Source organism: Aliidiomarina indica (assembly GCF_015354615.1).
Classification (GTDB): Bacteria; Pseudomonadota; Gammaproteobacteria; order Enterobacterales; family Alteromonadaceae; genus Aliidiomarina; species Aliidiomarina indica.
In genome coordinates, this window is the sequence record NZ_JACAVQ010000001.1 from 371,257 (window position 1) to 384,322 (window position 13,066).

8 protein-coding genes are annotated in these 13,066 nt (G+C 49.0%); all 8 read left to right on the forward strand.

All coding sequences use genetic code 11. From position 1 onward, the window contains the following. Positions 1 to 612: 612 nt before the first annotated feature. The 8 genes from HXZ99_RS01675 (at position 613) to pheT (ending at position 13,066) form a co-directional block, all read left to right on the forward strand. The gene (locus tag HXZ99_RS01675) at positions 613 to 1,482 is read left to right on the forward strand and encodes a DUF6689 family protein (protein WP_194755531.1); all 870 of its coding nucleotides are present in this window, start codon (positions 613 to 615) and stop codon (positions 1,480 to 1,482) included. A gap of 14 nt (positions 1,483 to 1,496) precedes the next feature. Then, positions 1,497 to 2,336, forward strand: coding sequence for an FHA domain-containing protein (locus HXZ99_RS01680; protein WP_194755532.1), 840 nt, complete (start codon positions 1,497 to 1,499; stop codon positions 2,334 to 2,336). A 99-nt stretch (positions 2,337 to 2,435) separates the two neighbouring features. Beyond that, positions 2,436 to 5,600, forward strand: coding sequence for a protein kinase domain-containing protein (locus HXZ99_RS12340; RefSeq protein WP_194755533.1), 3,165 nt, complete (start codon positions 2,436 to 2,438; stop codon positions 5,598 to 5,600). Further along, a complete protein-coding gene (locus HXZ99_RS01690; protein WP_194755534.1) occupies positions 5,590 to 6,270 on the forward strand; it encodes a sensor histidine kinase in 681 nt (226 codons plus the stop codon). Before HXZ99_RS12340 ends, HXZ99_RS01690 begins: the two co-directional genes overlap by 11 nt. Beyond that, positions 6,267 to 6,896, forward strand: a complete 630-nt coding sequence (locus HXZ99_RS01695) for a response regulator transcription factor (protein WP_194755535.1) — start codon at positions 6,267 to 6,269, stop codon at positions 6,894 to 6,896. The genes HXZ99_RS01690 and HXZ99_RS01695 overlap by 4 nt, the downstream gene beginning before the upstream one ends. Positions 6,897 to 7,021: 125 nt before the next feature. Continuing rightward, positions 7,022 to 9,475 carry a S8 family serine peptidase gene (locus tag HXZ99_RS01700; RefSeq protein ID WP_194755536.1) on the forward strand — a complete coding sequence of 818 codons (2,454 nt, stop codon included), beginning with the start codon at positions 7,022 to 7,024 and terminating at the stop codon, positions 9,473 to 9,475. A 188-nt stretch (positions 9,476 to 9,663) separates the two neighbouring features. After that, positions 9,664 to 10,656 carry a phenylalanine--tRNA ligase subunit alpha gene (gene pheS, locus HXZ99_RS01705; RefSeq protein ID WP_194755537.1) on the forward strand — a complete coding sequence of 331 codons (993 nt, stop codon included), beginning with the start codon at positions 9,664 to 9,666 and terminating at the stop codon, positions 10,654 to 10,656. 19 nt (positions 10,657 to 10,675) lie between these two features. After that, positions 10,676 to 13,066, forward strand: coding sequence for a phenylalanine--tRNA ligase subunit beta (gene pheT, locus HXZ99_RS01710; RefSeq protein WP_194755538.1), 2,391 nt, complete (start codon positions 10,676 to 10,678; stop codon positions 13,064 to 13,066).

The following is a 13,066-nucleotide window of genomic DNA, read 5'->3' on the forward strand; positions in this document are numbered from 1 at the left end:
TCGTGATTTACTGAATGAACCTAAACCAACTGTAGGCCAGCTTCCCCGTGGTAAAGAAAGCTTTGCCTTGGCAGCGAGTCAAACGGGTGGTGCGTTACGCGATACCGATTACTCGCAACAATCAGTGATGCGCATCGTGAACGGTCAATTTGCACCCCGTGATGCAGTAACTAAATTGGATTTAGCCTACAGTTTTGTCCAATCTCTTGGTTTACAGGCGGCGGCTGAAGCATTTGATCCAGACCAGCCTATTACGGTGACGTACCAAGGTGAAACCATCGCGATTAGTGACCAAGATGCGATTCCTCGCGAGTTGCGCGGGCATGTGCAAATGGCGTTGAATTTGTCACTGGCCAATGTTCGTTTTGATATAAAACAAGGCTTATTGGATTTACAACCGACCATTACAGCCACCTTTGATCCAGAAAAAACGATCACGCGCGCGGAATATTCCGTGTGGGCGAGCCGTCTATTTGATGGATACTTTCAGTAAAACTTAACTGAGAACAAGGGAATCGGGTCAACAGGACGTGACCCGATTGATTATATCTATAACAAGCGTTACAGTTGTGTCACTGAGTTTGTAACAAATTGTTTCACATGAGGAGCAAGATGATGATTGTCTCAGCCAATCGTACGATGCCCAAAAAATCACGATCGTTGCACCTATTCGGTGCGTTGATTTTTTGTGTAGCCGCTTTAATGTTTAGCGCACCATCACAATCTGCAACACAAGTGGATGTGACTTATACCAATGATGGATTTACCGCCCAGGTGCAGTTAACCAGCCTAATCGAGCTTGAAGTTGCTGTTCGTTTTGAGGATGCAATCGGGGTATCGGCGGAAAATTTCGATTTGAATTTCCAACTGGTGTCGCCATTAAATACGGGTGTTGTGAATCGGTTACCTGGAACTCTGGTGACGCTGCCTACCGATTTTCCAGTACTTATTTCAATACAGCCGAAGACAGACCGTGGCTTTAGCTTTGCTGGCGTTGCTGAAATTGAAGTGTACACCAAGAATCTTCACTATGTTCCCGGTTCGCCACTACGCTTATTCCACAGTTCAAATGGTGAGCAGTTTAAAGATATTACAGTCACTACAGGGGCGGGCAGTTATCGGGCGCGCGGTAACATGGGCACCTTTTCTGACTTCTTGATTGTTGCAGATTTGCGTTCACCAACCGCTGTTATTTCTCAGAAAGTGAGTACGTTGGCAGATTACCTGCAAGCGCAGTCAACCACGATTGATTCACCCACATACAATTTACTTGCTGCCGCCATGTCGACCCTTCAGTCGCAAGTGAGCAACGGTAATTACGCCGGTGCCCAAAGTACGGTCAATAGCTTTATATCCATTCTAGAAACCGCCGATGGTGCCGCCATGCCTTCGATTTGGCGTTCATCGCGCGATCTAGAAAATGTGTCTGGTACATTACTGGCACAAGCGCGATCCCTGCGCTACAGCTTGCGTATTCTTTAACCGAGGTCTTTCAAATGCCGCTGCGTTTACACATGAACCTTACCGACCAACCGAGTCAGGTTGCCCTTCTGCTAGAAGGGCGGCCTTATGTCGTAGGACGGGGCTCAGCGGCAGATATTCGGTTAAACCACCCCGCGGTATCGCGAATTCACGCAAAGTTTCACTACCGCGAAGGTGCTTGGCAAGTTCAGGATTTAAATAGCAGCAGTGGTTGTTATGTTAATCAAAAACGCGTAGCGCAATGGCACCTCAACACAGAACCCATGATCTTCCGTATGGGGCAGGTAAACTGTGTGGCAGAGTGGGTGCCTTATCGCGATGCGGTGATGAGCGAAAGCCACGCGAGCTGGCAATTAAAGCAGGTGCAGAACAGCACACCTGAATTAATGCAGCCCATGGATTTGGAAACCTTTGCTAATTTTGCGACCGAAATATTACAAAACTTATTTCCTCGAGAGCGTGCCGCACTCCTAATACTTAATGAGCAAGGTGAGCTCACTCAAGCCTGTGGGAACCCAGACTGGGTAAATAGCCATGATTTTGCTGGTAGCCGTACGGCCATTTCCCGAGCGGTGCAAACGCAGCAGCCGGTGGCTCTAGCCAACATTCAAGACGATAGCGTTCTTAGCGCTGCTGATAGCGTCGTGCAGCAAGGGATCAATTCCTTAATTTGTGTACCTGTCACCTTTAATCGGCACATTTATGCAGTGTTATATGCCGATAGCACCGAAGTATCCCGTCCATTCACAGAAATAGACCTTCGCGTGATCACCTCCTATGCGCGCCAGTTGGGTATCGTTTTTGGATTACGCGAGATTGATCAAGAACTTGCTAATTCGTCGTTACCGCTATAGTGTAAAGATTACATAGGAGGCTGTTTTCGGTTACCTATAAAACCCCCTCGATGTCCGTACAATGAGAATAATCCTTATGCATGAGAGGTAGGAGCTAAGGTGGATGTTTCGAACCCACAAGACGGGAATCAGGATGACGTTCGCACCACGGTAATTACCGACACAGGGATCACGGCGGGTACGCGCTTAGCGCAACGTTTTGTCATTGGGGAAGCACTCGGACAAGGCGGGCAAGCTCAGGTTTATCGAGCTCACGATGAGGTGACTGACAAAACAGTTGCTATCAAAGTATTAGCGCGCCGTTCTGAACTGTCTGAAGCCGCAATACAACGATTGCGCGACGAACTTCTCGTTGCGCGTCAAATTTCTGATCCACACATCATTCGCGTTCATGAATTTTATCGTGACGACGCTTATGTTTTTTACACCATGGACTGCATTGAAGGCACGACGCTTTCTAAACGCCTTCAGGAATCATGCACGCTGCATCTTGCAGATCGCTGGATTCGGCAATTGATCCAAGGTATTCGAGCCTGTCATCGGGGCCAATTGATTCACGGTGACATAAAGCCTGCCAATCTGTTGATCAATGAGAAACAAGAGTTAATTGTTGCCGATTTTGGCATTAGTGCACCGACCGATTCTGCATCGACTGCGTTCAGTGGTACTGAGGGCTATCGCGCACCGGAATTGGACGCGGGTGAAGGGGCGACCCAAGCCATCGATATTTACGCCCTTGGCAAAGTGATAGAGCGCATCGTGAGCGCCGTGCCGGGCCGGGATTTACGAACCTTGCTGTGGCGCAAGCGCTGGCGGCAATTAGTACAAAAAATGCTGCACCCGAACCCAAATGTTCGCATTTCAATGTCAGCCTTGCAGCAATTAACTGAATCGCAGCCTATACGCCCCTCGGTTTTGTTGGCTGGATTTATTGTGATGATGCTCACCCTTACCGCTATTTATCATGTCTATCGCGATACATCAGATATAACGCCAGAAGCCTTTGTTGATGATGCCGCTGTTCCGACACGACTTGCATTTGTGAAACCTCGGGGCGTTGCGGAGACAGATCGGATTGTGCAAATGCTAACCCTGAGTTTTACCGCAGAACCTGGGTTCTCTGTGATTGCTCCGGAACGTGTTGATGACCTTTTGCGTCAGTTAGGGCTAAATCCCTTCCAGCAAGAGCGCGATCGGCAGCGTTTGGCGAATCTGTTGAATGTGTCAACCTTGGTATTTCTTGAAGCACCATCCGATGGCGATGCACCACCGCAGTATCTGCAAGTTTATGTAAGCCATTTTCCTGAAAACCGAGTGTTTGGGGTGGACGCCTTTACCCTTGAGCATGGTTCGTTGACAGCATTTCAACAGGTTCGAGGGCATCTGGAGGAACAGTTAGGTCGACGCTTCGACGCTGTAACTCGTGATGATCTTTCGGCGGAACTGACGCAAGCTCTGCTGCGCATTCAGCATGCTGATGATGAGCAAGAAATCCACACACTTGTTGCCGAATATGAGGCACAGTTTGAGCAGGCGCCCGGGTTTTGGTTTGCCTTGGCCGAATGGGCTTACTTTAACGAAGATGATGCCGCTGTTCGTCGCTATTTGATGCAGTTATTTGCGATACCTCAACAGGAGGATATCAGCTATTGGGTACTGCAAGGTCGAGTGCTAGAAGCGGATCTCGACGGTGATCTTGAGTCGGCAGCAATCGCGCTAGACCAGCTTTTGCGAGGTTTCCCGGAACGGCCCGATTTACTTGAGCGCCGCGCCCATATTGCACAGCAACTCGACGATATCACTCTTGCCGAGCAGTTACTGGAACGGGCGTTGGAAATCGATCCTAATTCCGGCTATCGCTGGTTTGAACTTGGGCGTTTGCGTATCAATCAAGGGGATATCCAAAGTGCCATTCATCACGAATTAGCGCAGGGGTTAGTTCGCTTTCGTCAGCAGGAAGATCTATTCGGCCAGGGGATGATTCTCAATGCCTTTGGTGTCGCCTACTTGCGCTTGGGTAACCTTGACAGTTCGCGTCGCTATTTTGAAGAAGCATTGGTTATGCGAGAGCGCAGCAATGACTTAGCAGGGCAAGCAGTGACACTGGGTAATCTGGCGAACGTTTTGTCGATTATGCAGGAATACGCGGAAGCAGATATGCAGTTAAGTCGTGCTGCCGATATCTTTGCGACCATGAATGACCACCGCGGAATCGCACAAGTAATGAATGATCGCGGTTATGTTGCTGAGGAGCAGGGATTGTACGAAGATGCAGTGCGTTATTTTCGTGATGCGCTCGATTTGCGGATGCGCTACGGAAGCACCAGTGAGCAGGCCGAGAGCATTAGTAATGTTGCTTTTGTCTACTTTTTGTCAGGCGATTTTAGTCAAGCGGATATCTTTTTACGTCAGGCCTACACCCTTTTTGAACGCATTGGGCACCAAAGCGGTATGTTGCGTACCGAATTGCAGTTAGCAAATTTGCATTTGCATCGGGGTGAGTACCAAATGGCAACCCGTATTCTTGCCCGCGTTGGTGCCAATATTGATGATAATCGCCCGATTGAACAGGCATTTCTGAATTATGTTCTTAGTCATCGTAACTTTGGACTCGGTCGTGTTGACGTGGCCCGTGACAATATAGCGCTCGCCATTGAGCAAGCCAGCGCAATTCAAGATTATCGGGCGATGATTGAAAATTCGTTATGGCAATTTGAAATGTGTTTCTGGCTTGCGAATCTGGACTGTTTGCAACGTCATCATGTGTCGTTAACGGATCAGCAAGATGGCTTTACTCAAGAGCAAGCGGCTGTATTCGCTTGGTTAGACTGGAGTTATCAGTTCATGCTAGCGGGGCGTGAGAGCACCGTAGGCCTTCAGACGCTTATACAGGAGCTAGAACAGGTCAATTTACCGCTGCACACAGAGCTGAAAATCCGCTTATCCTTGTGGGAGTTTGTGCCTGATGTATTCGATAGCTTGCAAAAGCAACAGTTACGGGCCCGGGTACGATCGTCCTATTACAAAGAGTCACTACACATCCAGTATTTGCTTATCAGAGACGGAATGGAAAGCTCCGAGCTGTTGGCGTCACTCATTTCACGGCATCCCGAACATTGGCGCAATCACTTGTTTGTGACATTATCAGGAGCATCACCTGATGAGATAGCTGATATGCAGCAGGCGTGGTTTGAAGTACTTTCGCCTGAGCAGGCCGAGCGTTATCGTTGCTGGTTTTTAATGGAGTGTGAGCGTGAGCAATAAGCTCGAATCCCTTTGGCAAGTTCAACAACAATTACGTTCGCTCCTTATGCAAGAGCAGAGGGAGCTTCGTGATCTCGCCAAACGCGTTTGGAGTCAGCAAGAATTAGAGCGCAATCAACTCGCGCGCGATCTTCATGATGGCGTTGGCCAATCGTTGGCAATTTTATCTCGGCGTTTAAAACTTCGTCGTGACGATTCTGAAGATGACGAAAACTTATATCAACTCGCCAATAATGCGATGGAGGATATACGCACGCTAGCGCGACTCATGCGTCCAACTGTACTGGATGATCTCGGTTTGCATGCAGCGCTTAAGTGGCTCGCACGTACCATGTTTGAGCAGGAAGGTATTCGTTTTGAAATTGATGTAGACGTGCCCGAGCAATTGCCTACTGATTTGAACATTATGGTGTTTCGTATTGCCCAAGAGGCGTTTACCAACACCTTGAAGCATGCACAAGCGTCGGAAGTACGCGTATTCGCCTGTCGCAATGGTCAAGCATTTCGCATGGACATTATCGATGATGGCAAAGGGTTTGTGTATGACGCGGTGGAGAAAGGGGTTGGGTTGAGCAGCATGTTCGACCGAGCAGCGGCGTTTGATGCCACCCTTGAGTTACAAACGCGACCAGAGAATGGCACACAAATTACGCTGCAGGTGCGTTTATGAGTACACCGATTACCTTAGTGATCGCCGATGATCATACGTTGATGCGACAAGGTGTTGTCAGAATGCTTGACGTGTATGACGACATTCAGGTGTTGGCAGAATGCGAGGATGGTGCCGCCCTCACGAATGCCGTGTTGCGGCATAAACCTGATGTGATTCTTATGGATATCGCGATGCCACGGATGAATGGGCTAGTGGCTATTGAAAAAATCCTGCTGCAGCGCCCAGAAGCGAAAGTATTAGTGTTAACCATGCATAATGAACTGGAGTACATGGAAGCTTTTTATCACTCGGGTGCGGCAGGCTATTTATTAAAAGATGCCACGGGCGAGGAACTATACCAAGCGATTTGCGCTGTTTACGCTGGCAAAAGAGTGTTTCCTGAGGTGCTTCAAGACGCCTTGAAGCAGGGCAGTGTGGTGCCGAGTTTGGACCATCTAACGCGTCGAGAACGTGAAGTGTTTCACTTGGTTGTGCAGGGCCATCCCACCAAAGAAATTGGTCGATTATTAAATATGGCAACCAAGACTGCTGAACACCATCGGGGCAAGGTATTGCAAAAATTCAATGTGACCAGTACGGCTGAACTGATTCGCATTGCAGTGAAAATGAATATATATCAGTAATTTACAATATTTAGCCGGGTTCTCTAACTGAACCGTTGATAAAGTTCGGGGATTTCCCTGATATAAAGCCATCGCCAACCATGTAAATGTGTCCTTGTTAAATTCGTGTTACAGAGGACACACATATGAAACGCACTATCTCAACATCATTTAAACTCGCATCAGTAGCAGCAGCGACGCTGTTTGCTGTGAGCGCTCATGCAACCACTATTGGTCCACAACTCCAATCTATTTTAGATGCGGATCAATTGACCGGCACAGTGGAACTTGTGGTGAGCTTTGAAGGCGATGGACCGCTAACACGTGATCAAATGCTTGCACTGGAAAACTTGGGTGTTACTGGCACTACGTTCCAGCAATTGCCGATCGCTGGCGTTGTGGCGAGCCTGCCGCAGATTCATGCCATTACAGCGTTACCCGACGTCCGTTCGGTGTACTTAAACCAGCAAATGAGCTACGAAAACGCCGAAGAAACGGAGTTAACTGGCGTCAATCGAGTACGCACAGACCGTGACTTGCGGGTGAACGGTTTCCCCGTAACAGGCCGTGGCGTCGGTGTTGTGGTAAATGACTCAGGCATCGATGGCTTGCATCGTGACGTAGAATATCCAACACGCACAATTCAGAACGTGGCGGCGGCAATTAACTTAAATAGCTTTTCGCCATTACTGCCCATCACATATCAAGAAAACCTCACCACTACAGACCAACTTGGCGGTCATGGAACTCATGTCGCAGCCACAGTAGGTGGTGATGGGGTAATGTCAGGCGGCCTATATGAAGGGGTTGCTCCTGGCGCCAATCTTATTGGCTACGGCTCAGGTGCAGCACTGTTCCTCCTTGATACGCTAGGTGGTTTTGATTACGCCTTAGCCAATCAAACTCGTTATGATATTCGCGTTATAACCAATTCGTTTGGTTCGACCGGTGATACGGGTACTGATTTTGATCCTAATCACCCAACCAATATTGCCACCAAGAAGCTAGCCGACCGCGGCGTTATCGTGGTGTTCTCCGCGGGTAACTCAGGATCAGGCGCAGGTACCATTACCGGTAACTTTAAAAAAGCGCCTTGGGTGATCACGGTAGCTGCGGGGGATGCGGATGGTAATCTAGCATCGTTCTCAAGCCGTGGTGAACGGAATCGCGGTGGTGATGTAACAATTCAAGGCGAGACATTCCGTTGGGATGACCGTCCGACCATCACAGCACCGGGTGTTGGCGTTATTTCTGCACGTGTGCAATCAGATCCCCTAGGTGGTTTGGGCGCAACATCAGATGCAGAGCGCATTGAAGTTGGTCATCTGCCTTACTACACGGCGAAAAGCGGAACCTCAATGGCAGCACCACATGCAGCGGGTATCGTTGCCCTAATGCTTGAGGTGAACCCGTCTTTAGAATGGCGTGAAGTGAAAGCGATACTTCAGCATACCGCCACCAACATGCCAGGCCGCGAAGATTGGGAAGTCGGTGCGGGCTACGTGAACGCTTATGAAGCGGTAAAAATGGCGGCGAGTTTAGCGGTTGACCCCAGTGGTTTGAACAACTTAGACCGTGATTTTAATGCTTCGGCAAGTATTGAAGTGGGTAATGAAGAAACCATTACTGCATTTTTCTCTCCGGTTGGAGAACCAGAGCGCTATAGCTTTAACGTAGATAATGACATTACGCTCGTGTCTGCAAGCGCCAACGTTGCCGAGAATACGGTTGCCATCGTGCTGACCGATCCAAATGGTAATCGTTATGGCTCTGGTGTGTCTTTGCCAGTGTTGGGGCAAAATATTGCCGCGACTGCGCCAGGCGTAGCCGGTGAATGGACACTTGAAGTTCGCGGTGTCGGGGGCCTCTCCGGTGTCGCACTGGATCCGCTAGGCGTCACTAACGGCTATGGTGTTCCAGGGGATATCAACGTACGTGTTGTTCAGGAGCGTGCAGGTGCATTCTCAGGTCTGAATGATATTCACGGCCATCCAGCCCAAGGATTTATTGAGTATGCAGTACAGAACCGCTTGGTTGATAGTATGGGTAATAACTTCAATCCAGATCGCGAATTGCGTCGTCTCGAGCTAGCGGACTTTCAAGTGATGGGTGGTGGTATCCGCCAGTTCCTTCCGCTATCGCCCCGTTTTAGTGATGTTAGTGGCTTCTCAGCACTATTAGCTGAGGCAACTACGGCCCGAGGTGCAGCACTGAAAGACCGTGCTCAATTTGAGCCTGGCGTTATTCTTACTCAGGGTGACAAGTTCAATCCTAATGGACGGGTGACTAAAGCCGAATTAGCTTATACCTTGGTGCAATCCTTAGGTTTGGGCGCCGAAGTAGCGGGCTTTGACGGCGATGTTGTGGCTTATTTCAATGGCGAGCCGGTTCCTGTTACTGACGCGGGTCAAATTCCAGCGGCGTTACGCGGCTATGTTCAGGCGTCTATTGAAGCAGGCTTGCTGCCAGTTCGCTTCCATATCCAGCAAGGCTTGCTCGACTTAGAACCAACCATTACGGCAACGTTCGAGCCAGGCAAACGTACTACCCGTGCCGACTATGCTGTCGCAGCGACCCGTTTGCATAAAGCGTTCTATTAAGTTTCCAACCCCTGTATCCTCAGGAGTGTATTGCCAGCTTCCCCGGAAGCTGGCTTTTTTTGTTTAAAATCCAATCACTCATCGATATATATGGGCCTTACCCAATGTTATTTTTATGCTATGATTGCGCCTTTGAAAATAAGCGCTGAACGCCTGTCATTAAAGGTGTATGAGTAGTTGAGGATTACATGGATCTACAAGCAAATCTTGCGGAAATTCTAGAGGCAGGCACTGCCGCCGCAAATGCCGCCCAAACTCCTGCAGATATCGAGGATGTCCGCGTTGAGTTTATGGGTAAGAAAGGCCGGCTCACTGAGCAACTAAAAAGCTTGGGTAAATTAAGCCCAGAAGAGCGTCCCAAGGCTGGGCAGTTGATTAATCAGGTCAAGCACGAGCTGCAAGAGTTGCTTAACGAACGTCGCGATGCGCTGAAGGATGCCGAGCTGAATGCGCGCCTAGAGGCGGAGCGAATTGATGTCACTTTGGCAGGGCGACTGAGCCAGTACGGCGGTGTGCATCCGGTGACCCGCACCATCCAGCGTATTGAAGATTATTTTGGTCAGCTCGGTTTTGCAGTGAAAGAAGGCCCTGAAGTGGAAGATGATTTCCATAACTTCGATGCACTGAATATCCCAGCTCAACATCCAGCTCGCGCGGATCACGACACCTTCTATTTCACGCCGCAAACCATGTTACGCACGCAAACCTCAGGCGTACAAATTCGTACCATGGAAGTAGAGAAGCCCCCCTTACGCATTATTTCGCCAGGCCGCGTGTATCGCAACGATTATGACCAAACCCATACGCCGATGTTTCATCAGGTAGAGGGCTTAATGGTCGATAAAAATGTGAGCTTTACCGAGTTAAAAGGCATTTTGCACGATTTTCTTCATCACTTTTTTGAAGAAGATCTTGATATACGTTTTCGTCCTTCCTATTTCCCGTTTACTGAGCCTTCTGCCGAAGTAGATGTACGCCGTAAAGACGGTAAATGGTTGGAAGTATTAGGCTGCGGCATGGTGCACCCTAATGTGCTTAAAGCGGTTGGTATTGATCCCGAAGAATACACTGGCTTTGCCTTTGGAATGGGCGTTGAACGCTTAACCATGATTCGTTATGGGGTAAATGACCTCCGTGCTTTCTTTGAAAACGATCTTCGTTTTCTTAAACAATTTAGCTAAGTAGTAAGGTGACAGAAACATGAAATTCAGTGAACAGTGGTTACGTGAATGGGTAAGCCCAGAACTGAGCACCGAAGCCTTAGCTGAACAACTCAGTATGGCCGGATTGGAAGTTGATGGTGTCGAGCCTGTTGCAGGTGAGTTCAACGGCGTAGTGGTGGGGCAGGTTGTTGCCTGTGAACAACACCCCAATGCCGATAAACTCCGTGTCACTAAGGTTGATATTGGTGCTGAAGAACATTTGGATATTGTGTGCGGTGCTGCTAACTGCCGTACCGGCATTAAAGTAGCGGTAGCCACCGTTGGTGCTGTGCTACCCGGCGACTTTAAGATTAAGAAAAGCAAACTGCGGGGTGAACCATCCCATGGCATGCTTTGTTCGGCATCGGAACTCGAATTAAGCGATGATCATGATGGTATTATGGAATTACCTGCAGATGCCCCCGTCGGTGAAGATTTTCGCCGGTGGTTGGGATTAAATGATCATGCTCTTGATATTGACTTAACGCCGAACCGAGCAGACTGTCTGGGTGTGAAGGGGCTTGCCAGAGAGGTGGGCGTATTAAACCAGCTCGACGTGCGAGAACCTAAAATTGAGGCCGTTGCCGCTGTATGCGACGAGCAACGGGCAATTCATTTAGATGCCCCTGAGGGCTGCCCACGCTATTTAGGTCGTGTGATTCGCAATATTGATGTTTCCGTTGCGTCACCCTTATGGTTACAGGAACGGTTACGTCGTAGTGGCATTCGCTCTATTGATGCTGTTGTTGATGTCACCAACTACGTGCTGTTGGAGCTTGGTCACCCTATGCACGGCTTTGATCTTAACGCCATCGATGGCGATGTTCATGTACGCTGGGCCAAAGACAAAGAAGAAATCACCTTACTTGATGGCCAAACCGTCACATTACAAGATGACATCTTGCTGATTGCTGATGAGAAAAAAGCATTAGCTATGGCGGGGATTTTTGGTGGCGAGGGCAGTGGTGTTACTGATACCACCAAGCATATTTTCTTAGAGAGCGCATTTTTCGCACCCGATGCCATTATGGGCAAGGCGCGTCGTTTTGGCTTACATACGGACGCCTCTCATCGCTATGAGCGGGGTGTCGATCCGGAATTGCAAGCAACGGCCATGGAGCGAGCGACCGCGCTGATTCTTGATATTTGTGGTGGCGAAGCAGGGCCTGTTATCGAAGCCTGTTCCCCAGCTCATTTACCAAAGCCTGCACACATTACGTTGCGTGCGTCTCGTTTAGCGCGTTTATTGGGCATTACGGTGCCAGCGCAGGATGTAGAGAACATGCTTACCCGGTTGGGTTTTGCTGTGACTAAAAGTGCTGAAGGTTGGGATGTGGTGGTTCCGACCTATCGTTTTGATATCGCAATTGAAGAAGATTTAATTGAAGAAGTGGCGCGCGTGTATGGCTACAATAATATTCCCACCGAAGCGCCTCAGGCAGCGCTGCGTATGCAACGTACGGAAGAATCAAATGTATCGTTGCGGGTATTTAAGCACATATTAATGGCGCAAGGGTATCAAGAAGCCATTACCTATAGCTTTGTCGATCCAAAACACCAAGCGCAATTATATCCAGATTTAGAAGCGTTAACTTTACCGCACCCCATATCTGTGGATATGTCGTCGATGCGCCTTGGTTTGTGGCCGGGCTTGCTTGTAGCCGCAGGTTACAACCAAAAACGACAGCAACCGAATGTGCGTCTATTTGAATCTGGTTTACGTTTTGTGCCTGACTCAGATGCAGAGAATGGAATTCGTCAGGAGCCCATGCTTGCTGGCGTAATCACCGGAAGTGTGCAAGGAGAGCACTGGTCTGATGGAACCCGGGCGGTTGATTTCTATGACGTGAAAGGTCACGTTGAGCGCTTGCTAGGCGCCACAGGTGTAGACAGCGAGTACCGTTTTGAGGTGCAAACCCATAGCGCGCTTCATCCTGGCCAAAGTGCGGCCATATATCGTGGCGAGCAGCAGGTTGGGTTTGTTGGCGCGCTCCATCCGCAGTTTGAAAAAACCTTTGGTATTAAAGGACGTGCATTTGTATTTGAGTTGGCTCTTAACGTGATTCGCGCCCGTGAGATTCCCTTGGCAGGGCCTGTTTCTCGTTATCCATCGATTCGCCGCGACATCGCGATCGTGGTTGATGAACAGGTACTTGCGGGTAATATCCTTGAATCTATTCGGAAAATTGGCGCAAATCAGTTAGTTGACCTAAACTTATTTGACGTTTATACGGGGGCTAATCTGCCAGAGAATAAAAAGAGTCTGGCGATTGCTTTAACGCTTCAAGCTGTAGACCGTACGTTGGAAGATCAGGAAGTGAACGACATCATGCATACGGTCGTGCAGGAATTGAAAAATGAATTTAATGCGGTGTTGAGGGACAGTTAA